The sequence below is a fragment of the Streptomyces sp. NPDC002133 genome, assembly GCF_040296405.1.
In the GTDB taxonomy this organism is placed as follows: Bacteria; Actinomycetota; Actinomycetes; order Streptomycetales; family Streptomycetaceae; genus Streptomyces.
On sequence record NZ_JBEOXF010000005.1, the window covers coordinates 214,443 to 237,886 of the forward strand.

The window sequence follows — 23,444 nt, forward strand, 5'->3', positions numbered from 1 at the left end:
CGTCGGACAGCGTCACCGGTGGACCGGCAGCGTGACAGTGCTGAGCCCGGCCCTGACGGACAGCTGCGTCCCGGCCGGATACCGGAGCGTGTAGTCGTAGTCGGTGGAGATCAGCACCACACCCAGCCGGTGCCCCTTCTCGAAGACGTGGTCCTGCGGCTGCATGCCCCACTCCAGGCGGTACTCGCGGCCTTCGACGACATGGCTCTGGCGCTCGACGGAGTGCCGGTTCCGGACGTCCAGCCAGCCGCGCGACACGATCTTGAAGTCGGTGGTCTCGGTACGGTGCTTCGTCCGGTAGGTGCAGCCGGTGTCACCGGGGATCCCCTCGCCGTAGCAGACGAGCTGCGAGGTGTCCGCGACGGTCCCGGCTGTCGCGCGCGTGTCGGTGCCGTAGTCGACCAGCAGCGCGGTCACGTACGGTGACGAGCCGGCGAGCGAGGCCCGTACCGACACCTCCGGGACACCGTTCAGGCGCAGGTCGGCCGGGAGCGGCCCCGTCGTGTACGCGAGCCGGTCGGGGCGGGCCGTGTCAGGAGCGGCGACCAGCTCCTCGGCAGGCACCGTACGGCCCGCGTCGGTCATCGTCTGCCGCACCGGCCTGCCCGGGAGCGGCGAGAGTCCGTCGGCGTTCAGCCGCAGGGTGAGGTCGCGGGTGGAGCGTGCGGGCCACTCCGACTGCTGCCGCCAGCTGAAGTCCGCCTGCTCGACGTCGACGCGGGGAGCGGTGAGGGCGCCGTTGTCCAGCCCGTACAGCCAGTGGTCGAACCACTGGTGCAGTTGGTGCAGCCACTCCTCCATGCGCAGCGGCATCGGATTCACGTGGCCGGCCTGGTGCAGCCACAGCTTCCGCGGGACGTCGTGCTTCTTCAGGGCCTCCCAGAGCTGTCCGAAGTGCTGGGTCTTCACGTTCCAGTCGTTGCCGCCGTGCACGACGAAGACGCCTGCCTTGATCTTCGGCACGTCCCGGAGATAGTCCCGCTCCTTCCAGAAGCGGGTGAAGTCTCCGGTCACCCGGTCCTGTTCGGCGGTCAGCCGGTCGATCACGGGCTTGCAGATCTCCCGGTCGGTGCGCGTGTGGACGTACTTGGCGAGGACGTCGGTGTCCTCGCCCTGGAAGCCGCCGGGCGCCACGACCCCTCCGCCGGCGCGGTAGTAGTCGTACCAGGACGAGATCCCGGAAATCGGCACGATCGCCTTGAGCCCCTCGACGCCGGTGGTCGCGACCGCGGTCGGCAGCGTGCCGTTGTACGAGATCCCCATCATCGCGGTGTTCCCGGTCGCCCAGGCGGCGCCGACCGGACTGCCGTCCAGGGCCCAGCCCCTGGCCCGTCCGTTCAGCCAGTCGACGGCGGCCTTCGCACCGAGGGTCTCGTTGCGGCCGCCGGAGGTCGGGCAGCCCGTGGAGCCGCCGGTGCCGAGGCTGTCGACCTGCGCGACCGCGTAGCCGCGCGGCAGGAAGTAGTTGTCCGTGTAGCCGGACCAGGTCACGGAGGCGCCGGACTGCGCGGACGGGCGGGACTGCGGGGAGGCGCCGGACTGCTCGTACGGGCCCACGAGCCCCGGGACCCGTTCGGTCGGTGCGAGCCGCCTGCCCGCCGGAAGACCGTCCTCGTCCACGTCCACGTTGTGGTTCTGCACGTCGTTGCCGCCCGCCCAGTAAGGGCTCGCCTCGACGATCGTGGCGACCTTCAGCCCGGAGTCCGTCTCCTTCGGCCGCAGGATCCGCATCCGTACGGTGTCGCGCCAGCCGTCGCCGTCGCTGTCCACCTCGGTCTCGATGTCGACCTGTTGATAAATCGCGTCGGCCCGGGAGAAGACCGGCCGGGTCTCGTCGCCGACGATGCTCAGCGCGGGGGTCCCCGCCTGAGCGGCGGGCGCGGGGAGCGCCGTCAGCAGGGAAGCGGCAAGAGCCGCTGTCCCCCAGGTCCGAACTCTCCGTACGAGTCGGGGTGTCCGGGCCGTACCTATTCGGGTGGGTCTCGCCATCGTGCCTGCCTCCAGGGACGGGATGAGTGACGATCACGCGGGAAGCGCGGACACATTCCACCGCTCGTGCACCAGCCGCACCAGACCGCGACACTGCCAACACCTGTGACCCCGTGTCCTCTTGCCCCACCCGCCGTTCACCGCTTCACTGTCGCTCTCCCCACAGGAGGTCCCGTCCCCACCACACGCAGAGGGGTTCTTCTTGACCGCCGTACGCACCACCGCGCTCACCGCCGCCACCGCGGCCGCCTGCGCCGTCGTCCTCGCCACCGCGATCCCGTCCGCGGCCATCAACTCGTACAACGCCACGCCCGCGCCCGAGCGCACCGAAGTGGGCGCCCTGGTCGCCACCTGGGACAACGACGGCGATCCGGCCACCCCCGACCGCGTCGACTGGGTCTGCTCCGGCACGATGGTCGACACGAACACGTTCCTGACCGCCGCGCACTGCACCACCGACTGGCCGGCGAACGTGAAGTTCTACGTCTCCCTCGACCAGGACGTGCAGTCCGGACTCGACAAGGCCGCCGCCGAGCACCCGGGCGACCCCGCCGCCGTCGCGAACGCCGTCGCCGTCCAGGGCACCGCGCACAGCCACCCGGCCTACCCGGGGCCCGCATCCGACACGCACGACATCTCGGTGATCGAACTGCCCGCGGCCAAGGCCAAGGCCCGCTGGTCCTTCACCCCGGCCGCGCTCCCCAAGGCCGGGGCCCTCGCGGCGCTCGGCCCGCAGGGTCTCGACGACACGTCGTTCCTCGTCGCCGGATACGGCACCCAGGAGGCCCAGCGCGGCCCCGGCGGGCACACCCACCCCGGCGGCGGAGTCCGGATGAAGGCCCCGGTCACCTACAACGCGCTCAACGACGCCTGGCTGCGGCTGGCCATGACCGCCCCGCAGGGCAACGGTGGCGCCTGCTACGGGGACTCCGGCGGCCCGAACTTCGCCACGCTGGCGGGCAAGCGCACCCTTGTCGCCACCACGATCACCGGAGACACCCCCTGCTACGCCACGAACGTGACGTACCGGCTCGACACCCCCGGCGCCCGCGCCTTCCTCTCCCCTTTCGTCGCGCTGCCCTGAAACCCTTGCGGGAACGGGATGTTGTGCTCCCGCGGGCAAGGTCCTAGCGTTCCCTCATGAGGCACAAGGCGTACCGCCCGGCCAGGGCCGCCGTCGGCGCGGCCCTGGCCGCCGGTGTTCTCGTGGGTGCGGCAGCCTGCTCGGCCGGAGGGTCCGACGCATCCGGCGGCCCCCACGGACGCAGCGCCTCCCACCAGGAGCGGACCGGCGCCCCCACCCCCAGCACACCCGCGGACATCTGCACCGGCCTCGTCACGTACTGGGTCGGAGAGGCCCTCAAGGGCAGCAGTTGGGCGGGCCTCGACTGGGAGCAGAAGGGCCTCTCCAACGAGCAACTCGTCATCCACGACGAGGTCCTGGTCGAGGCACGCGAGGAGGAGAAGCACAACGGCCGCCCCGCCGCCCTGGCGTTGATCAGGCGTCAGGTCCGGTTGACGTGCGAGGCGCAGAACGGCGCCACCGGCAGCTCGGAGAACTGGCGGCCGCCACGGTGAACGGAGTCCGTTCCGGTTCCGGTTCCGGCCCCGGGCCTGGGCCTGGGCCTGGCCACCGCTCTGATACCGGCCCCGGTTCCGGTTTCGGTTCCGGTGCCGTCGAGGTGCGCTCGGCACCGACGGCCGCGGCATCTGCCTCACCGTGATCGCCCGGCTGCCGTGAGATCTCCTCAAGATCTCCCCACGCACCTGCGGCGGAGCTTCGCGGGGTATCGAACAGCCTTTCCTGCGCGTAACGCTGTGTAGCCGAAAGGACATGGGAGGGCCGGGCGGCACCCTTGGCGCGACAGACCTCCCACACCCCCCGCGGACACCGAGACAAACCCGACCCACGTCAGCACCAAGATTGCTTCATGCCCCTTAGCGGAACTGGGCGTTCTCAGCATGTGAACACTCAGCCACCGCGCGGAAACGCCCTATGTGCCCACACAGCACCCACGCCGTCTCCCTCGTGGCATAACAAGACAGTCACATCCTGACCTTCAACGCTCCCGGACCCCACCAGCTGCGCTTAGAGTCACGGCCAGTCACCGCGCCGCCGGGCGTGTCTGCAGCACGGCCCCGTTACACCACCAGTACGGCCCGGCGGAGGAAACGGCACCTCAACCACGAGGAGGCCGCGCCAGGGAAAGGACACAGCGTGCGACACCGTTCCTTGCTCATTCTCACCACCGTGATCACTACGGGAGCACTCACCCTCACCGCCTGCGGGTCGCGCGACGACAACAGCGGCAGCACCGACAGCGGCGGCAAGACGACCGTCGTCATCGGTGTCGACGCCCCGCTGACCGGATCGCTTTCCGCGCTGGGCCAGGGCATCAAGAACTCCGTGGATCTGGCGGCCAAGACCGCCAACAAGAACAACGAGGTCCCCGGCGTCGAGTTCAAGATCGAGTCCCTCGACGACCAGGCCGTCCCGGCCTCCGGCCAGGCCAACGCCACCAAGCTCGTCGGCATGAAGGACGTCCTCGGCGTCGTCGGCCCGCTGAACTCCGGCGTCTCCCAGTCGATGCAGGGTGTCTTCAACACGGCGAACCTGACCCAGGTGTCCCCCGCCAACACGAACCCGGCTCTGAGCCAGGGCGACAACTGGGGCAAGGGCGAGAAGAAGCGTCCGTTCCCGACGTACTTCCGTACCGCCACCACGGACGTCATCCAGGGCAAGTTCGCCGCCCAGTACCTGTACAACGACGCCAAGAAGAAGAAGGTCTTCGTCGTCGACGACAAGCAGACCTACGGCGCCGGTCTCGCCGCCATCTTCTCCGAGGAGTTCGAGCGTCTCGGCGGCAAGGTCGTCGGCACCGACCACGTCACGGTGAAGGAGACCGACTTCTCCAGCACCGCCGACAAGGTCAAGGCCTCCGGCGCGGACTCGGTCTACTTCGGCGGCCAGTACCCCGAGGGCGGTCTCCTCTCCGACCAGGTCAAGAAGGCCGGCGCGAAGATCCCCACCATGGGTGGCGACGGCATCTACGACCCGCAGTTCATCAAGGCCTCCGGTGAGGCGAACGACGGCGACCTCGCGACCTCCGTCGGCTACCCGGTCGAGAAGCTCCCGACCGCCAAGAAGTTCATCGCCGACTACCAGGCCGGCGGTTACAAGGACCCGTACGCGGCGTACGGCGGCTACTCCTACGACGCCGCCTGGGCCATCATCCAGGCCGTCAAGTCGGTCGTCGCGGCGAACGACGGCAAGGTCCCGGCCGACGCCCGTGCCAAGGTCACCGAGGCGATGTCCAAGGTCTCCTTCGACGGCGTGACCGGCAAGGTGGCCTTCGACGAGTTCGGCGACACCACGAACAAGCAGCTCACCGTCTACGCGGTCAAGAGCGGCGCCTGGGCGGACGTCAAGAGCGCCACGTTCGAGGACTGATCCCGACAGCATTGCCCCGCACCACATGATCCAGCCCGCGCGAGGGCGCAAACAGCGCCCTCGCGCGGTTTCATATCCGACACGCTCATCGGAGGCCCTGCGGTGAACGAACTGCCGCAACAGCTGGCCAATGGCCTTGCCCTCGGTGCCCTTTACGGCCTCATCGCCATCGGGTACACCATGGTTTACGGCATCGTCCAGCTCATCAACTTCGCCCACGGCGAGATCTTCATGATCGGGGGCTTCGGCGCCCTCACCACCTACATCTGGCTCCCCAGTGGAACCTCCCTCCTGGTGGCGATCCCGCTCATGATCATCGGCGGCGCAATAGCCTCCGTCGCCGTCGCAACCGCCGCGGAACGCTTCGCGTACCGGCCACTGCGCAACGCCCCGCGCCTGGCCCCGCTCATCACCGCGATCGGCCTGTCGATCGCCCTGCAGCAGATCGTCTGGGGCTTCTACCCGGAGGCCAAGGCCGCCCGGAGCTTCCCGGAGTTCACCGGGGAGTCCTTCAAGCTCCTGGACAACCTGGCCATCCAGCGCGCCGACGCCTTCGTGCTGGTCCTCGCCCCTCTCTGCATGCTCGCCCTCGGCTTCTTCGTCTCCAAGAGCCGCAGCGGCCGCGCCATGCAGGCCACCGCGCAGGACCCCGACACCGCGAAGCTGATGGGCATCAACACCGACCGCATCATCGTGATGGCCTTCGCCATCGGCGCCGCCTTCGCCGCGGTCGCGGCGGTCGCCTACGGCCTCGACAAGGGCCAGATCAACTTCGAGATGGGCTTCATCCTCGGACTCAAGGCGTTCACCGCAGCAGTCCTCGGCGGCATCGGCAACATCTACGGCGCCATGGTCGGCGGCGTCGTCCTCGGCCTCGCCGAGTCCCTGTCGATCGCCTACATCGAAGAGATCCCCGGCATGCAGCAGCTCGGCGGTGGCGCCTGGTCCAACGTCTGGGCTTTCGTACTCCTCATCGTCGTGCTCCTCGTCAGGCCGCAGGGCCTGCTCGGTGAGCGCGTCGCGGATCGGGCGTGAGAACGATGACCACCGACACCACCAAGACCACGGACATCGCCCCCGCTGACACCGCCACCCGCGCCACCATGCTGCGCTGGCTCACCGCGGCAGGCGGCCTGGCCACCCTCGCCAGCACCTTCCTGGCATGGACCTGGACCTCGGAGTTCCCCGGCAACCTGACCGTCACCGGATACCCCGGCGGCCTGCAGGTCCTGACCCTCGTCGCCGGACTGCTCATCACCCTGTTCGCGCTGGCATCGCTCGGCATCAAGGGCCTCCGCTGGCTCGCCCCCGCCGGCACCACCAAGGCCCTGCAACTGCTCGCCCTGGGCGCCGTGGGCACCACCTGGTTCACCGTCGTCGCCATCTCCGTCAAGCTCGGCGGTGTGGTCAACCTCGAACCGGGCGGCTTCGTCGCCGCCGTGGCCTCCGCGATCCCCGTCGTCACCGCATTCCTGCTGCCGGACGACACCCGCAAGGCCCCCCGGCCCATGGAACTCCCCTCCTGGGCCGAGATCCTGATCATCGTCGCCGCCTTCGCGGTCGGCCTCTTCGTGATCACGTACGGCATCGACACCGAGGACGCCGAGCTCTTCACCGGCTACCTCATCACCGTCGGCTTCGGCGTCGGCGCGTTCTTCAAGGCCGGACTCGTCGCCCGCCTCTCCGCCGTCACCGCCAAGTACCGCCAGGTCACGGTCATCGCGGCCTTCGCCGCAGCCGCTGCCTTCCCGTTCACCCAGAGCACCGACCAGTACACGCTGGTCGCGGTCAACATCCTCATCTTCGCGACCGTCGCCCTGGGCCTGAACGTCGTCGTCGGCCTCGCCGGCCTCCTCGACCTCGGATACGTCGCCTTCCTCGGCGTCGGCGCCTACACCGCCGCCCTCGTCTCCGGTTCGACCGCCTCCGCCTTCGGCGTCCAGTTCCCCTTCTGGGCCTCGGTCATCACCGGCGCCGTTGTCTCGCTGATCTTCGGCGTCGTCATCGGCGCCCCCACCCTGCGACTGCGCGGCGACTACCTCGCCATCGTCACCCTCGGCTTCGGAGAGATCTTCCGCATCGCCATGGGCAACCTCGACGGCGTCTCCGGCCCGCAGATCACCAACGGCCCCAACGGCATCCCCAACATCCCGGACCTCGAGTTCTTCGGATACAACTTCGGGGAAGCCCACAACATCCTCGGCTTCGAACTCGGCGCCTACGCCAACTACTACCTGCTGATGCTGCTCGCGATGGTCCTGGTCATCGTGGTCTTCGCCCGGGCCGGCAGCTCCCGCATCGGCCGCGCCTGGGTCGCCATCCGCGAGGACGAGACCGCAGCCACCGCCATGGGCATCAACGGCTTCCGGGTCAAGCTCATCGCCTTCGCACTCGGCGCCACCCTCGCCGGCCTCGCCGGCACCGTGCAGGCACACGTGCAGCACACCGTGGTCCCCGAGATGTACCAGTTCGCCGGACCCGTACCGCCCAACTCGGCCTTCCTCCTGGCGGCCGTCATCCTCGGCGGCATGGGCACCATCAGCGGACCGCTGCTGGGCGCCACGCTGCTCTACATGATCCCGGCCAAGCTGCAGTTCCTCCAGGACTACCAGCTCCTCGGCTTCGGTATCGCCCTCATCCTGCTGATGCGCTTCCGCCCCGAAGGCCTCATCGCCAACCGTCGCGCTCAGCTCGAATACCACGAGACCGACCAGACCGACGTACCGGACAAGGGCCTGGAACCCGGCGTCGGCATCGCCAAGGCTGGGGCGTGAACGTCATGACGACCACCACCGAAACCACCACAACCGCCACGGCCGAGACGGTCCTCGAAGCGAGCGGCGTCACCATGCGCTTCGGCGGCCTCACCGCCGTACGCTCCGTCGACCTGACGGTCCGCTCGGGCGAGATCGTCGGCCTCATCGGCCCCAACGGTGCCGGAAAGACGACGTTCTTCAACTGCCTGACCGGTCTGTACGTGCCCACCGAGGGCAAAGTCAGCTACAAGGGCACGGTGCTACCGCCCAAGCCGCACCTCGTCACCAAGGCCGGCATCGCCCGTACCTTCCAGAACATCCGGCTCTTCGCCAACATGACCGTCCTGGAGAACGTCCTCGTCGGACGCCACACCAGGACCAAGGAAGGCCTCTGGTCGGCACTGCTGCGCGGACCCGGCTTCAAGAAGGCCGAAGCCGCGTCCCACGAACGCGCCATGGAACTCCTCGAGTTCATCGGCCTCTCGCACAAGGCCGACCACCTCGCCCGCAACCTGCCCTACGGCGAACAGCGCAAGCTGGAGATCGCCCGGGCACTCGCGAGCGACCCCGGCCTGCTCCTCCTCGACGAGCCCACGGCCGGCATGAACCCGCAGGAGACCCGGGCCGCCGAAGAACTCATCTTCGCGATCCGCGACATGGGCATCGCCGTCCTCGTCATCGAGCACGACATGCGCTTCATCTTCAACCTGTGCGACCGGGTCGCCTGCCTCGTCCAGGGCGAAAAGCTCATCGAGGGCACCGCGTCGGTCGTCCAGGGCGACGAGCGTGTCATCGCGGCCTACCTCGGTACGCCCTTCGAGGGCGCGCCGGGCCAGGAAGAGGTCGCCGAGGTCGAGGCGGCCGAGCAGGCGACGGCGGGGGCCGCCGCCGACGAACCCGCCGAAGCGGCCGCCGCGGACGAGACCCCGGACGCCGGCGATACCGAGGCTTCGGACGACGCCGCGGACCCGAGCGACGCCGACGACACCTCCGGCGCGGACAGCGACACCAGCACCACCAGCAAGGAAGGGGACGCGAAGTGACCGCACTCCTCGAAGTCGAGGACCTCCGGGTCGCCTACGGCAAGATCGAGGCCGTCAAGGGCATCTCCTTCTCCGTCGAGGCCGGCCAGGTCGTCACCCTCATCGGCACCAACGGCGCCGGTAAGACCACCACCCTGCGCACCCTCTCCGGGCTGCTCAAGCCGACCAGCGGCAAGATCGCCTTCGACGGACAGATCCTCAACGGCATCCCCGCCCACAAGATCGTGTCCCTCGGACTGGCCCACTCCCCCGAGGGCCGGCACATCTTCCCGCGCCTCAGCATCGCCGAGAACCTCCAGCTGGGAGCGTTCCTGCGCAGCGACAAGGACGGCATCGAGAAGGACATCCAGCGCGCCTACGACCTCTTCCCCATCCTGGGAGAGCGCCGCAAGCAGGCCGCCGGAACCCTCTCGGGCGGTGAGCAGCAGATGCTCGCGATGGGCCGGGCCCTCATGTCCCAGCCCAAGCTCCTGATGCTGGACGAGCCGTCGATGGGTCTCTCCCCGATCATGATGCAGAAGATCATGGAGACCATCACCGCACTGAAGGCCCAGGGCACGACGATCCTGCTCGTCGAGCAGAACGCCCAGGCCGCGCTCTCCCTCGCGGACCAGGCGTACGTCATGGAGGTCGGCGAGATCAAGCTCACCGGCACCGGCCAGGACCTGCTCCACGACGAGAACGTCCGCAAGACGTACCTCGGCGAGGACTGAGCACGACAGGCACACGAGGAGGCCCGCACCCCGGGATCGGGGGGCGGGCCTCCTCATACGTACCGACACCTACAACCGGGCATCCCGGCAGCCGGGGCTACTGCCCCTTCGCGGCCTTCTTCTCCTCGGCGTCCTCGATGACCGCCTCCGCGACCTGCTGCATCGACAGCCGCCGGTCCATCGACGTCTTCTGGATCCACCGGAACGCGGCAGGCTCCGTCAGCCCGTACTGCGTCTGCAGGATGCTCTTCGCCCGGTCGACCAGCTTCCGCGTCTCCAGCCGCTGAGCGAGGTCCGCGACCTCCTTCTCCAGCGCCCTCAGCTCCGCGAACCGCGACACCGCCATCTCGATGGCCGGCACCACGTCGCTCTTGCTGAACGGCTTCACCAGATACGCCATCGCACCGGCGTCCCGGGCCCGCTCCACGAGGTCGCGCTGCGAGAACGCGGTGAGCATGAGGACCGGGGCGATCGACTCCTCGGCGATCTTCTCCGCGGCGGAGATGCCGTCGAGCACCGGCATCTTCACATCGAGGATGACCAGATCCGGCCGGTGCTCCCGGGCGAGCTCGACGGCCCGCTGGCCGTCCCCGGCCTCGCCCACGACCTGGTAGCCCTCTTCCTCGAGCATCTCTTTGAGGTCGAGGCGGATGAGGGCCTCGTCCTCGGCGATGACGACGCGGGTCGTCAGCGGCGGGACGTGCGACGTGTCGGTGTCGTCGTCTGCGACGGGCTGGGGCGACTCGGGCTCGGGGGCGGTCACGGTACTCCTCGCTGCGCGGCAGGTGCTGCTTTCAAAAGCCTACCTAGCTGAAGCGCTCGCTGGTCACCGGGTACACTGCGACAGGCGAACCTGGCCGGGTTGGCGAAATGGCAAACGCTGATGTCTCAAACACATCTGCCCGTGAGGGCTTGCGGGTTCGAGTCCCGCACCCGGTACTGCGCAAGGAAGCGGATGTCCACGTTCTCGTGAACATCCGCTTTTTGCTACTCGGCGCCACGATCAGTTGCCCAGAGTGGCCGCATGAACTTCCACGGCACTGATGTGCGACAGAAGGCCCTCTCGCTGCTGCGAGGCGGAGCAAGGAACGCGGACCGCAGGGAATCCGTCGCCCTCATGGACGCGCACATCGGGCCCAAGTACTGAGCTCGGGCCCGGCCGTGTGCGCGGTGGATCAGGCGTGGAGCAGCCGGTTGAAGAAGGTCCGGTACCGCTGGAGTGCGACGCGGAGGCCTTCGGTCTCGATCTCCTCGCCCCGGCTCCACTGGGACTCGAGGTCCTTCTTGTGGTCGGCGAAGTTCGCGGCCAGCGACTGGATCACGTCGGCGACCAGGGCGTCGGCGGCGCGGACGGAGTCCCTCGGGTCGTCGACGAAGGTGCCCTGGATCTCCTGCCAGCGGTCCCGGTAGCTCTCGGCCTCCCCGGGTGGGATGAGGGGCGGGCCCTGCTCGGGGGCCGCGGCGGTCGCGGGTTCCTCGGCTGACGCCGGCTCTTCGGGGGGTTCGGCAGGTGCTTCCTCCGTGGTGCCGGGCACCGGTGCGGCTTCGCCGGGATAGGCCGGCGGCGGCTCGTCGCGGGCGGCGTCCAGTGTGGTGTCCTGCGCGGTGGTGTCCTCCCTGGAGGTGTCGGTCTTCGGGTGCGCCAGGTCGTCGGTGGTGAGACCGCTCGTCGAGGCGTCGTGGGTGGTGTCGGTGTCTCGCATGTCAACTCACCTCGTGCGGCGCGGGGTCAGGCCGCGTCGTGCCGGGTTCGTCGGTCGCTTCGGGGGTTCCTGTCGCCGAGCAGCTCCTGGAAGAGGGCCCGGTAGTGCACCATGGCGCCGCGCAGTTCCTCGGTGGTCGCGCGGCCCTCTCTGTTGCGGATGCCGACGTCGTGGGCGGCGCGGTAGTGCTCCAGGGTGCGTCCGTGTTCGACGGAGAGGTCCCGGAGTTGCTGGTCGTAGCCTTCCGTCGGGTAACCGCGGTCGCTCATGAGGCGGGTGACCAGGCGGTCGGCGTCGTCGACGCTCGTGCCTGGTGCGTCGACGAAGTGCTGTTCCGCGTGCTTCCACTCCTCGGCGTACCGTGCGCGGGCTTCCGCGGGCAGTTGCCTGATGTCGAGGTCCTGGTGCCGTTGCTCCCGGGAGCGCAGGTCGCGTTCCGCGGAGTGCCGGCTGTCCTCGGTCTGGACGGTCCGGTCGTACTCGGGTCCGAACCGTTCCTGGAGGCGACGCCGGCGCATGGCGAGCCATACGCCCACGGCGATGAGGATCAGGAGGACCGCGAGGGCGACGATGATGGCGATGAGCGTTCCTGTGGACATCCGGACCTCCAGGTGCGTCCGTTGTCGGCCGGGCCCTGTGTGGTTCGGGCCTCCTGTAGTCGCCGACTGCCCGGGACGAGACCGGACAAACGTCTTCAGGGACTCGTGTCGTCCTCGCCGATGTGGTGCACCCGCACGAGATTCGTCGAGCCCGGGACGCCCGGCGGTGAGCCGGCCGTGATGACCACGATGTCGCCCTTCTGGCAGCGGCCGATCTTCAGGAGCATCTCGTCGACCTGGGCGACCATCGCGTCCGTCGACTCGACACGCGGGCCGAGGAAGGTCTCCACGCCCCAGGTGAGGGTGAGCTGGGAGCGGGTGGCCGGGTCCGGGGTGAAGGCCAGCAGCGGGATCGGGGAGCGGTAGCGGGAGAGGCGGCGGACGGTGTCGCCCGACTGGGTGAAGGCGACCAGGAATTTCGCGCCGAGGAAGTCGCCCATTTCGGCGGCTGCGCGGGCGACGGCTCCGCCCTGGGTGCGGGGCTTGTTGCGTTCCGTGAGCGGCGGGAGGCCCTTGGCGAGGATGTCCTCCTCTGCGGCTTCGACGATCCGCGCCATGGTGGTGACCGTTTCGACGGGGTACTTGCCGACGCTGGTCTCGCCGGAGAGCATCACGGCGTCGGTGCCGTCGATGACCGCGTTGGCGACGTCGGAGGCCTCTGCGCGGGTGGGACGGGAATTGTCGATCATCGATTCGAGCATCTGGGTGGCGACGATGACCGGTTTGGCGTTGCGCTTGGCGAGTTTGATCGCGCGCTTCTGGACGATGGGCACCTGCTCCAGGGGCATTTCCACGCCGAGGTCGCCACGGGCGACCATGATGCCGTCGAAGGCGGCGACGATGTCGTCGATATTGTCGACGGCCTGCGGTTTCTCGACTTTGGCGATGACGGGGAGCCGGCGGCCTTCCTCGTCCATGATGCGGTGCACGTCTTCGATGTCGCGTCCGCTGCGGACGAAGGAGAGTGCGATGACGTCGGCGCCGATTCTGATCGCCCAGCGGAGGTCGTCGATGTCCTTCTCGGAGAGCGCGGGGACGGAGACGGCAACGCCGGGGAGGTTGAGGCCCTTGTGGTCGGAGATGACGCCGCCTTCGACGACGGTGGTGCGGACGCGGGGTCCGTCGACGGCGGTGACTTCGAGGGCGACGCGGCCGTCGTCGACGAGGATGCGCTCTCCCGTGGTGACGTCGGCGGCGAGGCCGGAGTATGTGGTTCCGCAGGTGTGGCGGTCGCCTTCGGCGGGTTCGACGGTGATGGTGAACTCGTCGCCGCGTTCAAGCAGTACGGGACCTTCACGGAATCGTCCCAGGCGGATCTTCGGGCCTTGAAGGTCGGCGAGCACGCCGACGCTGCGGCCGATTTCGTCGGAGGCCTTGCGAACGCGCTGATAGCGCTCCTCGTGGTCGGCGTAGGTGCCGTGGCTGAGGTTGAAGCGGGCGACGTCCATTCCGGCTTCGACCAGTGCCTTGATCTGGTCGTATGTCTCGGTGGCGGGCCCCAGTGTGCAGACGATCTTTGCTCGGCGCATGGTTCGAGCCTATTGCTTACCGGCCGGTAGAGATTCGGCTGAGAATGACTACTCAACAACCTTTACGTGAAGGCTTATTGACAAGTATTGAATTGTGCATGGGGTCGCTCTTTTGAGCAATTCGACGTCCCCCCTCTTGGGTGACTGCCGTGAAGCCGCCCGCGTGTCACAGCTGCGGCGGTGTCATCGTGAAGCGCGCGTTCACCTGCGCGTAGACGGTCTGGCGCTGCGGCTCCAGGTCGAGGGCGGGGGCGGCCTCGGTGGCGGCGCCGGCGAAGGCGGCCGAGCGCATGGCGCCGGAGGCCTGGGGCATGTCGTACGACATGGGCGCCTCGGCGCCGAGGTCGGCGAGCTCGACGAGGGCGGCGAGGCGGGCTCCGAGGGCCTCGGCGTACTCGCGGGCGCGCCGGACGGCTTCGCGGACGGCCTGGCGGCGGGCCTCGCCGTGGGCCGGGGAGTCGGGGCGCAGGGACCACCAGGGGCCGTCGACGCGGGTGAGCTCGAGGTCGGCGATGCGGGTCGTGAGCTCGCCGAGGGCGGTGAAGTCGCTGAGCGCCGCGGTGATGTGGACGCGGCCGTGGTAGGCGCGGACGCGTTCGCCGCGGCCGTGCTGGGTCAGCTCGGGACTGATGGAGAACGCGCCGGTCTCCAGTTTCTCGACCGCGTCGCCGTACGACTTGATCAGGTCGAGCACCTGGCCGTTGCGGCGGGTCAGATCCTCAAGGGCGGACCTGCGGTCCCTGCCGCGTGCGCTGACCATGACCCCGATCCGGGCGATCTCCGGGTCGACCTCGAGGCGGGCTTCACCGCGAACCGCGACGCGCGGCGTCTCGGGTGTTCCGTACGGTGCCGGTGGTGCGGTGTCGCTGCTCACGGTCCACTCCCTCGCTGGTGTCCTCGAATCACTTTCGCACGGTGCCGTGCTGCGCCAGAATCTACGCGCGTTGTGTCAGTGAACGAGGGAGATCTTCATGCCGATGAATCGCAGGACGTTCCTTGGCCGTTCGGCCGCCGCAGGTGCCGGGGTGGCCGTCGTGGGGAGCGTCGCCGGGCCCGCCGAGGCTCATGGACACGGAGGGCGGAGGAAGCGGTACTCGTTCACGGTGATGGGGACGACCGACCTGCACGGCAACGTCTTCAACTGGGACTACTTCACGGACAAGGAGTTCGACGACAAGAACCACAACGACGTGGGTCTTGCCAAGATCTCGACCCTGGTCGACCAGGTCAGGAGCGAGAAGGGCAGGCGCAACACCCTTCTCATCGACGCCGGTGACACCATTCAGGGCACCCAGTTGTCGTACTACTACGCCAAGGTCGACCCGATCACCGCCCGCAGCGGTCCGATCCACCCGATGGCGCAGGCCATGAACGCGATCGGCTACGACGCCGCGGCGCTCGGCAACCACGAGTTCAACTACGGCATACCGGTGCTGCGGAAGTTCGAGGAGCAGTGCGACTTTCCGCTGCTCGGCGCCAACGCCCTGGACGCGAAGACGCTCCGGCCGGCCTTCCCGCCCTACAGCATGCACCGGATGTGCACCCCGCTCGGCCGGGATGTCAGGGTCGCCGTCCTCGGGCTCACCAACCCCGGTATCGCGATCTGGGACAAGGCCAACGTCAGCGGGAAGATGGTGTTCCCCGGTCTCGAGGAGCAGGCCGCGAAGTGGGTGCCGAAGCTGCGCGCGATGGGTGCGGACGTCGTCGTCGTGTCGGCGCACTCGGGGTCGAGCGGCACGTCCTCGTACGGTGACCAGCTCCCGTACATCGAGAATGCCGCTGCGCTCGTGGCCGAGCAGGTGCCGGGCATCGACGCGATTCTCGTGGGGCACGCGCACACGGAGATCGTCGAGTACTTCGTCACGAACAAGCAGACCGACAAGCAGGTCGTGCTGTCCGAGCCGCTGAAGTGGGGCCAGCGGCTGACGCTCTTCGACTTCGACCTGGTGTGGGAGAAGGGCCGCTGGACGGTGGAGCGGGTGGGCGCGAAGGTCCTCAACTCCAACACCGTCGCCGAGGATCCGCAGATCACCAAGCTGCTGGGTGACGAGCACGACAAGGTCGTCGCGTACGTCAATCAGGTCATCGGCACCTCCACCGCCGCGATGGCCACGGCCGAGGCGCCGTGGAAGGACGAGCCGATCATCGATCTGATCAACCACGTCCAGGCGGAGACGGTGAAGGCGGCGCTGGCCGGCGGCTCGTACGCGGCGCTGCCGGTCCTCTCGCAGGCGTCCTGCTTCTCCCGTACGGCGGCGATTCCGGCCGGTCTGGTCACGATCCGGGACGCGGCGGGGCTGTACCCGTTCGAGAACACACTGGAGGCGCGGCTGCTGACCGGCGCGCAGCTGAAGGACTATCTGGAGTACTCGGCGCGGTACTACGTGCAGACCCCGGCGGGGGCGCCGGTGGACACGGCGAAGCTGACGAACGCCGACGGCATCCCGGACTACAACTACGACGCCGTGTCCGGGCTGACGTACGAGATCGACGTGGCGAAGCCGGCCGGGTCCCGGATCGTGAATCTGTCCTTCGAGGGCAAGGCGCTGGACCCGGCGGCGCAGTTCGTGCTGGCGGTGAACAACTACCGGGCCAGTGGCGGCGGTGCGTTCCCGCATGTCGCCAAGGCCGAGCAGCTGTGGGCGAACTCGGACGAGATCCGTAACACGATCATCCAGTGGGTGCAGTCCAAGGGCACCGTCGATCCGGCCGCGTTCGCGTCGGTGGGCTGGAAGCTGACCCGGGACGGCGTTCCGGTCTTCTAGCGCCGGTCCTCTCGCGCCGATCCTCTAGCGACGGTCTTCGAGCGGAGTGAGCGGGGGCGCCTGGCCGGGAATGCCGGGCGCCTCCCGCCGTTCGAGGCCGAAGCTGGTGAAGGCGGTGCGCCGCGGGAGCGGATAGTGCTCCTTGCCGGTGAGCGAGTTCAGGATGGTCGCGCTGCGCCAGGCGGCGAGGCCGAGATCGGGGGCGCCTACTCCGTGCGTGTGCCGTTCCGCGTTCTGGACGTACACCGAGCCGGTGACGGCGGGGTCGAGGACGAGGCGGAACTGGTCGTCGATGCGGGGGCGCTCGGAGGAGTCGCGGCGCATGTACGGGTCGAGTCCGGCGAGGAGCCGGTCGAGGGGGCGTTCGCGGTAGCCGGTGGCGAGGACGACGGCGTCGGTGGTGAGGCGGGAGCGGGTGCCCTGCCGGAGGTGCTCCAGATGGAGCTCGACCTTGGTGGTGGCGACGCGGCCCGCGGTGCGGACCTGGACGCCGGGGGTGAGGACGGCGTCGGGCCAGCCGCCGTGGAGGGTGCGGCGGTAGAGCTCGTCGTGGATGGCGGCGATGGTGTCGGCGTCGATGCCCTTGTGGAGCTGCCACTGCTGCGGGACGAGTCCGTCGCGTACGGATTCGGGCAGGGCGTGGAAGTAGCGGGTGTAGTCGGGGGTGAAGTGTTCGAGGCCGAGCTTCGAGTACTCCATGGGGGCGAAGGCATCGGTACGGGCGAGCCAGTGGATCTTCTCGGCTCCGACGGGGCGGGCGCGCAGCAGGTCGAGGAAGATCTCGGCGCCGGACTGTCCGTACCCGATGACGGTGATGTGCTCGGCGGCGAGGAGCTTCTGCCGGTGCTCGAGGTAGTCGGCGGAGTGCAGGACGGGGACGGTGGGTGCCTCGACGAGGGTCTTCAGCGGTACGGGGACGAACGGCTCGGTGCCGATGCCGAGGGCGATGTGGCGGGCGTAGGCGCGGCCGAGTGACTCCGCTCCCCCGTGGGTGTCGAGCTGGGTGAAGTCGACCTCGAACAGGGCTCGTTCGGGGTTCCAGCGGACGGCGTCGACCTGGTGGCCGAAGTGGAGTCCGGGGAGCCGGCCGCTGACCCAGCGGCAGTACGCGTCGTACTCGGCGCGCTGGATGTGGAACTTCTCGGCGAAGTAGAAGGGGAAGAGCCGGTCGCGGGCCTTGAGGTAGTTGAGGAACGACCAGGGGCTGGCGGGGTCGGCGAGGGTCACCAGGTCGGCGAGGAAGGGCACTTGGAGGGTCGCTCCGTCGATGAGGAGGCCCGGGTGCCAGTGGAAGTCGGGGCGCTGCTCGTAGAAGGTGGCGGCGAGCCCTCCCGCCCCTTGCCCGTACTGCAGCCCGTGGGCGAGGGCGGCGAGGGAGAGGTTGAACGGCCCGATGCCGATGCCCACCAGGTCGTGGGGCTGGTCGAGGCCGTGGGCGCCGGAGGCGGGCGTGCCGGTCATCGGGGAGTGCTGCCTTCCACGAGGGAGATGAGGGTTTCGAGGTCGCCTGGGGTGGCGTGGGGGTTGAGCAGGGTGGCCTTGAGCCAGAGCCGGCCGTCGGCGCGGGCGCGGCCGAGTACGGCGCGGCCCTGGTGCAGGAGGGTGCGGCGGACGGCTGCGACGCTGTCGTCGCTCGCGCCGCGCGGGCGGAAGAGGACGGTGGAGAGGACGGGCCGGGCGTGGAGCTCCAGGGAGGGGTGCTTCTCGACGAGGTCGGCGAGGTCGTGGGCGGCGGCGAGGGTGCGGTCGACGAGGTCGGCGAGGCCGCTGCGGCCGAGGGCGCGGAGGGTGACGGCGATCTTGAGGATGTCGGGGCGCCGGGTCGTCCGCAGGGAGCGGCCGAGCAGATCCGGGATTCCGGCCTCGGTGTCGTCGTCGGGGTTCAGATAGTCGGCGGTGTGGGCGAGGGGGGCGAGCAGGGCGCCGTCGGGGACGGCGAGGAGCCCGGCGGCGACCGGCTGCCAGCCGAGTTTGTGCAGGTCGAGGGTGACGGACCGGGCGCGGTCGAGGCCGCGCAGCAGGTCGCGGTGGCGAGGGCTGAGGAGCAGGGGCCCACCGTATGCGGCGTCGATGTGGAGCTCGGCGCCGTGGCGCTCGCACAGGTCGGCGATGCCGGGGAGCGGGTCGATGCGGCCGGTGTCGGTGGTGCCGGCGGTGGCGGTGACGAGCACGGGGCCGTGGAGGCGGGCGAGTGCGTCGTCGAGGCCGCCGAGGTCCGTGGTGCCGTCGGGGGCGGGGACGCTGACGGGCTCGGGAAGGCCGAGGAGCCAGGCGGCGCGGGTGACGGAGTGGTGGACCTGGCCGCCGCAGACGATCTGGACGGTGCCGTGGCGCTCGCGGGCGAGGAGGAGGGCGAGCTGGTTGGCTTCGGTGCCGCCGGTGGTGACGAGCGCGTCGGGGCGGGCGCCGCGGGGGTACACCTCGCCGGCCAGGGCGCGGGTGACCTCGGCCTCCAGGGCCGATGCGGCGGGCGCCTGGTCCCAGGAGTCCAGGGACGGGTTGAGCGCGGACGCGGCGAGGTCGGCGGCGACGGCGAGCGCGAGCGGCGGGGTGTGCAGATGGGCGGCGCACCGGGGGTCTGCCGGGTCGGCCGCGCCCCGGGCGAAGGCCCGTACGAGCGTACGCAGCGACTCGTCGGCGCCGTGGCCGTGCTCGGGGATGACGGGGGTGGCGGCCTCCCGTACATCCGCGCGGACCGCTTCGGGTCCGCCGGACGGCAGGGGTCCGCCCCGGGCGTCCGCGCCCTCCTTGAGCGCGTCGAGCACGACGCCGAGCAGGGGCCGCAGGGCGTCGGGCCCTGCGGCCCCTCCGGCGAGGGGCGGGATGGTCATGCCCCCAGACTGGCCGCGCCGGGGACGGTGCGCCCGGAGACCGGGTGATCTCAACCCGAAAGGGGTACGGCCTCCCGGATCGCCAGTGCGCGGCGCAGGTCGTCGAGCTGGTCGACGAGCTTGCGGCGCAGGGCCGGGATCATCTCGGTGTCGCGGAGGAAGTCCTCGCCGAGACCGAGGGCCTCCGCGTCCACCGCGTGGACCGGGAAGGCGTAGCGCCCGGCGGCCTCGGCGATGGCGGGGCCGCGGCGGGCGGCCACGGCGACGGCGGAGGGGTAGAAGCGGGGGACGTAATCCCTGAGGAGGTCGGTCTGTTCGGGGCGCCAGAAGCCCTGGGCGGTGGCGGTGAACAGGTAGTTGGAGAGGTCGTCGGAGTCGAAGAGCCGGGACCAGGCGGCCGTCTTGGCCTCGGGGGTGGGGAGGGAGGCGCGGCAGCGGGCGGCGCCTTCCTGGCCGGTGGCGCTGGGGTCTCGGTCGAGTTCGGCCGCGATCTCGTTCTCGTCGGTGGCGCCGAGCACGGCGAGCCTGGCGAGGATGCGCCAGCGCAGTTCGGGGTCGAGGTCGGGTCCGCCGGGAACGCTTCCGCTGCCGAGCCAGTCGCGGAGCGCGTTGGGCTGGGAGGCGGAGTCGATGAAGTGGCGTACGGCGGTGAGCCTCAGGCCGGGGTCGCGGCCGTCCTCGGTGCGGCGGATCAGGTCGCGGGTGAGGTCGGTGAGCAGGGCCAGTGCGGCCGGGCGGGCCCCGGGGGTGAGGTAGCGGTCGGCGATCTGGGTGCCGGCGAAGGCGAGGACGCCCTGGACGACGGCGAGGTCGCTCTCCGCCGGGAGGTGGGCGCGGGCGGTCTCCAGATAGGCGGTGGGTTCGAGCTCGCCGTCGCGGACCATGTCGCGCAGGCAGTTCCAGACGACGGCGCGGGTGAGAGGGTCGGGGATGCCGGACAGGCTGCGCAGCGCCGGCTCCGCGGAATCCTCGTCGAGACGGACCTTGGCGTAGCTGAGGTCGCCGTCGTTGAGGACGACGAGGGCGGGGCGGCGGCCGGGGCGTGCCGTCGTGGGCTCGCCGGAGGGTACGTCGATCTCGAAGCGCTCGCGCAGGACGAGGCGGCCGCCTTCGACGGGGTCGCGGTCGTAGGCGCCGACGGCGATACGGTGCGGGCGGCTGCCGTCCTGGGTGATGTCGAGCCGCCAGCTCCCGTCGGACTCGGCCACGGCGGGCGTGAGGGTGTCGACGCCCGTGGTGCGCAGCCAGGCTTCGGCCCAGCTGTGCACGTCGCGGTCGGTGGCCTCGGCGAGGGAGTCGATGAAGTCGGCGAGGGTGGCGTTGCCGAAGCGGTGGCGGGCGAAGTGGAGGTTGATGCCGGTGAGGAAGTCCTTCTCGCCGAGCCAGGTGACGAGCTGGCGCAGGGCGGATGCACCCTTGGCGTAGGAGATGCCGTCGAAGTTGAGCATGGCCGATGCCGTGTCGGGGACGGCGTCGGGGTCGGGGGCGACGGGGTGGGTGGAGGGGCGCTGGTCGGCGTCGTAGCCCCAGGCCTTGCGCACGATCCCGAAGTCGGTCCAGGTGTCGGTGAAGCGGGTGGCCTCGGTGAGGGTCTGGTAGCCCATGTACTCGGCGAAGGACTCGTTCAGCCAGATGTCGTCCCACCAGCGCAGCGTGACGAGGTCGCCGAACCACATGTGGGCCATTTCGTGGGCGATGACCATGGCGCGGGTCTGGCGTTCGGTGTCGGTGACGGCCGAGCGGTAGATGAAGTCGTCACGGAAGGTGACCAGTCCGGGGTTCTCCATCGCGCCGGCGTTGAACTCGGGGACGAAGGCCTGGTCGTACGAGTCGAAGGGGTACGGCTCCTCGAACTTCTCGTGGTAGCGGTCGTAGCAGGCGCGCGTGATGTCGAGGATCTCCTCGGCGTCGGCGTCCAGGTACGGGGCGAGCGACTGGCGGCAGTGGATGGCGAAGGGCAGCCCGGCGTGCTCGGTGCGCACCGAGTGCCAGGGGCCGGCGGCCACGGCGACGAGATAGGTGGAGATCAGGGGTGTGGGCGCCGCGGTCCAGCGGCCCTGTCCGTGGTCCGTCGTGATGCCGTTGGCGAGGACGGTCCAGCCCTCGGGGGCGGTGACGGTGATCTCGAAGACGGATTTGAGGTCGGGCTGGTCGAAGGCGGCGAAGACGCGCTGGACGTCCTCCATGAAGAGCTGGGTGTACAGGTACGTCTCACCGTCGCTCGGGTCGGTGAAGCGGTGCATGCCTTCACCGGTGCGGGAGTAGCGCATGGCGGCGTCGATGCGCAGCTCGTGCTCGCCCGCCGTGAGCCCCTTCAGGGCGAGCCTGTTCCCGTCGAGGGTCTCGGGGTCCAGGGGCTGTCCGTCGAGGGTGACGGAGCGCAGGGTGGCGGGCTTGAGCTCGACGAAGGTGTCTCCGGCCGCGCGGGCCGTGAACCGGATCGCGGTCCGTGAGTCGAAGGTCTCGTCCCCCGTGGTGAGATCGAGGTCGATCGTGTACCGGTGGACGTCGAGGAACTGGGCACGGGTCTGCGCTTCGTCGCGCGTGAGTACGGGCATGGGGCCATGCTGCCCGACGGGGTGGGGGCAGTGGCAGGGGGATTCGCTGTGGGCGAGCGAGGCACGGTCGAGGAAGGCCGCGGAAGGCCGAAGAAGACGAACGAGGCCGGACGGGCCGGCGGCCGGCTCAGGAGCGGGGCGTGTCCGCGTCGCCGCCCGCGATGGTCTCGTGGTGGCGGATGACCTCGGCGATGACGAAGTTGAGCAGCTTCTCGGCGAACGCCGGGTCCAGTCTGGCGCTTTCCGCGAGCTCGCGGAGGCGGGCGATCTGGCGGGCCTCACGGGCGGGGTCGGCGGGCGGGAGGCGGTGCTGCGCCTTGAGGTGGCCGACCTGTTGGGTGCATTTGAACCGTTCCGCAAGCATATGAACGACGGCCGCGTCGATGTTGTCGATGCTCTCGCGCAGCCTGGTGAGTTCGGCCTGGACGGCCTCGTCGATGTCGTTCGTCTCGCTGGAGGTCATGAGGAGGGAGCTTACGACGGGCGGGCCGTGATCATCGGAGGGTGATCAGGATCCGGAATGCGGTTGCTCCAGCCCCCCGGCACGGTGCGGCCCTGCTGTTCGCGGAAGCGGATCGGGGCGGTGCCGACACGGCGGGTGAAGAGGCGGGAGAAGTAGGCCGGGTCGTCGTAGCCGACGCGGCGGGCGACGGCGGCGACGGGAAGGTCGGTCGCGGCCAGGAGCTCCTTGGCCCGGCCGAGCCGGATGCCGAGGAGGTAGTCCTTGGGGCTGCACCCGGCGCCGCGGCGGACGGCGGTGCGCAGTTCGGCGGGGGTCATTCCGTGGCGGGCGGCGTGTTCGGCGACGGTCAGGGGCTGGAAGGCGTCGCGGGCGAGGGCCTGGAGGACGGGGTCGCCGTCGGGGCTCGTGTCGGCGCGGGCGCGGCGCAGGGCGACGAGGAGTTCATGAACGGCGGCGGCGGTCTCGAGCTCGAGGAGCGGGTTGCCGCGACGGGCGGCGCGGGCGATGCGGCCGACGGCCGCCCGGGCGGGGGACGCTTCGGAGAGGGGGACGACGGGGCGGTCGGGCTCGATGTAGCCGAGTTCGGCGTAGGTGGCCGTCGCCGGGCCCGCGAAGTCGACGAAACTCTCGTCCCAGCCGGTCGCCGGGTCCGGGGCGTAGTGGTGCGGAACACCGGGGGTGAGCCAGAGCACGGCCGGTGCGGTCACCGTGGCAGTATCTGCACGGCTTCCGGGCGCGGGGGCTGCGGCTGGACACCTTCGAGGAGGCGGTGGCGAAGGTGCCGTTCCGGGCGGTGGAGGGCTGCGCGCCCGGCCTCTACCGCGCCACCGCGGACGTGGCCGTCCCGGGTGACGCGGGTCTCGAACTCCCCGGCTGGACCCGGGGGTTCGTGTGGGTCAACGGCTTCTGTCTCGGCCGCTACTGGGCCGCGGGGCCGCAGACGTCCCTGTTCGTCCCCGGTCCGGTGCTGCGGGAGGGCGCGAACGAGGTGTGGGTGCTGGAGCTGGAGCGGGGCGGGGAGGACGTACGCCTGGGGTGATCCCC

Annotated in this window: 20 protein-coding genes, 1 tRNA gene and 1 pseudogene; 11 read left to right on the forward strand and 11 right to left on the reverse strand. The window is 69.9% G+C overall.

Annotated elements, in window-relative coordinates; genetic code table 11:
- Positions 1-12: 12 nt before the first annotated feature.
- Positions 13-1,989 (reverse strand): Xaa-Pro dipeptidyl-peptidase, encoded by a 1,977-nt coding sequence (locus tag ABT078_RS09120; protein ID WP_351225450.1) that lies wholly within the window; start codon positions 1,987-1,989, stop codon positions 13-15.
- Positions 1,990-2,191: 202 nt separating this feature from the next.
- Here ABT078_RS09120 and ABT078_RS09125 point away from each other — a divergent pair, with 202 nt between their 5' ends.
- From ABT078_RS09125 to ABT078_RS09155, 7 genes are all read left to right on the forward strand, one after another.
- The gene (locus tag ABT078_RS09125; RefSeq protein WP_351225452.1) at positions 2,192-3,073 is read left to right on the forward strand and encodes a trypsin-like serine protease; all 882 of its coding nucleotides are present in this window, start codon (positions 2,192-2,194) and stop codon (positions 3,071-3,073) included.
- A gap of 56 nt (positions 3,074-3,129) precedes the next feature.
- Positions 3,130-3,567, forward strand: coding sequence for a hypothetical protein (locus ABT078_RS09130; RefSeq protein ID WP_351225454.1), 438 nt, complete (start codon positions 3,130-3,132; stop codon positions 3,565-3,567).
- Between the two features lie 640 nt (positions 3,568-4,207).
- A complete protein-coding gene (locus ABT078_RS09135; protein ID WP_351225456.1) occupies positions 4,208-5,440 on the forward strand; it encodes a branched-chain amino acid ABC transporter substrate-binding protein in 1,233 nt (410 codons plus the stop codon).
- A gap of 102 nt (positions 5,441-5,542) precedes the next feature.
- On the forward strand, positions 5,543-6,475 hold the full coding sequence (locus ABT078_RS09140) for a branched-chain amino acid ABC transporter permease (protein ID WP_351225458.1): 933 nt from the start codon (positions 5,543-5,545) through the stop codon (positions 6,473-6,475).
- Between the two features lie 5 nt (positions 6,476-6,480).
- A complete protein-coding gene (locus ABT078_RS09145; protein ID WP_351225620.1) occupies positions 6,481-8,214 on the forward strand; it encodes a branched-chain amino acid ABC transporter permease in 1,734 nt (577 codons plus the stop codon).
- 5 nt (positions 8,215-8,219) lie between these two features.
- Positions 8,220-9,239, forward strand: coding sequence for an ABC transporter ATP-binding protein (locus tag ABT078_RS09150; protein WP_351225460.1), 1,020 nt, complete (start codon positions 8,220-8,222; stop codon positions 9,237-9,239).
- Positions 9,236-9,952 (forward strand): ABC transporter ATP-binding protein, encoded by a 717-nt coding sequence (locus ABT078_RS09155; protein ID WP_351225462.1) that lies wholly within the window; start codon positions 9,236-9,238, stop codon positions 9,950-9,952. The genes ABT078_RS09150 and ABT078_RS09155 overlap by 4 nt, the downstream gene beginning before the upstream one ends.
- A 97-nt stretch (positions 9,953-10,049) precedes the next feature.
- Here the strand turns inward: ABT078_RS09155 and ABT078_RS09160 are convergent, their stop codons facing one another.
- Positions 10,050-10,715 (reverse strand): ANTAR domain-containing response regulator, encoded by a 666-nt coding sequence (locus tag ABT078_RS09160; protein WP_351225464.1) that lies wholly within the window; start codon positions 10,713-10,715, stop codon positions 10,050-10,052.
- A gap of 93 nt (positions 10,716-10,808) precedes the next feature.
- Here ABT078_RS09160 and ABT078_RS09165 point away from each other — a divergent pair.
- Positions 10,809-10,891 (forward strand) — tRNA-Leu (locus tag ABT078_RS09165).
- 85 nt (positions 10,892-10,976) lie between these two features.
- Positions 10,977-11,099, forward strand: a complete 123-nt coding sequence (locus ABT078_RS09170; RefSeq protein WP_351225466.1) for a hypothetical protein — start codon at positions 10,977-10,979, stop codon at positions 11,097-11,099.
- Positions 11,100-11,127: 28 nt separating this feature from the next.
- Here the strand turns inward: ABT078_RS09170 and ABT078_RS09175 are convergent, their stop codons facing one another.
- The 4 genes from ABT078_RS09175 to ABT078_RS09190 all read right to left on the reverse strand — a co-directional run bounded on the left by ABT078_RS09175 (position 11,128) and on the right by ABT078_RS09190 (position 14,657).
- Entirely contained in the window at positions 11,128-11,655 is a 528-nt protein-coding gene (locus ABT078_RS09175) for a hypothetical protein (RefSeq protein ID WP_351225468.1), read from the reverse strand.
- 26 nt (positions 11,656-11,681) lie between these two features.
- The gene (locus tag ABT078_RS09180; RefSeq protein ID WP_351225470.1) at positions 11,682-12,254 is read right to left on the reverse strand and encodes a hypothetical protein; all 573 of its coding nucleotides are present in this window, start codon (positions 12,252-12,254) and stop codon (positions 11,682-11,684) included.
- Positions 12,255-12,349: 95 nt separating this feature from the next.
- The gene (gene pyk / locus ABT078_RS09185; RefSeq protein WP_351225472.1) at positions 12,350-13,783 is read right to left on the reverse strand and encodes a pyruvate kinase; all 1,434 of its coding nucleotides are present in this window, start codon (positions 13,781-13,783) and stop codon (positions 12,350-12,352) included.
- 166 nt (positions 13,784-13,949) lie between these two features.
- Positions 13,950-14,657 (reverse strand): SIMPL domain-containing protein, encoded by a 708-nt coding sequence (locus ABT078_RS09190; protein ID WP_351225474.1) that lies wholly within the window; start codon positions 14,655-14,657, stop codon positions 13,950-13,952.
- Positions 14,658-14,754: 97 nt separating this feature from the next.
- Between ABT078_RS09190 and ABT078_RS09195 the strand changes: the two genes are divergently transcribed.
- A complete protein-coding gene (locus ABT078_RS09195) occupies positions 14,755-16,548 on the forward strand; it encodes a bifunctional metallophosphatase/5'-nucleotidase (RefSeq protein ID WP_351225476.1) in 1,794 nt (597 codons plus the stop codon).
- 24 nt (positions 16,549-16,572) lie between these two features.
- On the opposite strand, the gene ABT078_RS09200 is transcribed toward ABT078_RS09195, so the two are convergent.
- From ABT078_RS09200 to ABT078_RS09220, 5 genes are all read right to left on the reverse strand, one after another.
- Positions 16,573-18,009, reverse strand: a complete 1,437-nt coding sequence (locus ABT078_RS09200) for a lysine N(6)-hydroxylase/L-ornithine N(5)-oxygenase family protein (protein WP_351225478.1) — start codon at positions 18,007-18,009, stop codon at positions 16,573-16,575.
- Positions 18,006-19,379, reverse strand: a complete 1,374-nt coding sequence (locus ABT078_RS09205) for a pyridoxal phosphate-dependent decarboxylase family protein (protein ID WP_351225480.1) — start codon at positions 19,377-19,379, stop codon at positions 18,006-18,008. The genes ABT078_RS09200 and ABT078_RS09205 overlap by 4 nt, the downstream gene beginning before the upstream one ends.
- A gap of 50 nt (positions 19,380-19,429) precedes the next feature.
- A complete protein-coding gene (gene pepN / locus ABT078_RS09210; RefSeq protein WP_351225482.1) occupies positions 19,430-21,937 on the reverse strand; it encodes an aminopeptidase N in 2,508 nt (835 codons plus the stop codon).
- A gap of 127 nt (positions 21,938-22,064) precedes the next feature.
- Positions 22,065-22,400 carry a chorismate mutase gene (locus tag ABT078_RS09215; RefSeq protein ID WP_351225484.1) on the reverse strand — a complete coding sequence of 112 codons (336 nt, stop codon included), beginning with the start codon at positions 22,398-22,400 and terminating at the stop codon, positions 22,065-22,067.
- 11 nt (positions 22,401-22,411) lie between these two features.
- Positions 22,412-23,107, reverse strand: a complete 696-nt coding sequence (locus ABT078_RS09220) for a helix-turn-helix domain-containing protein (RefSeq protein WP_351225486.1) — start codon at positions 23,105-23,107, stop codon at positions 22,412-22,414.
- Positions 23,108-23,112: 5 nt separating this feature from the next.
- On the opposite strand from ABT078_RS09220, the pseudogene ABT078_RS09225 reads away from it, so the two are divergent.
- A pseudogene (locus ABT078_RS09225) lies at positions 23,113-23,439 on the forward strand (beta-galactosidase); the annotation flags it as partial.
- Positions 23,440-23,444 lie beyond the last annotated feature (5 nt).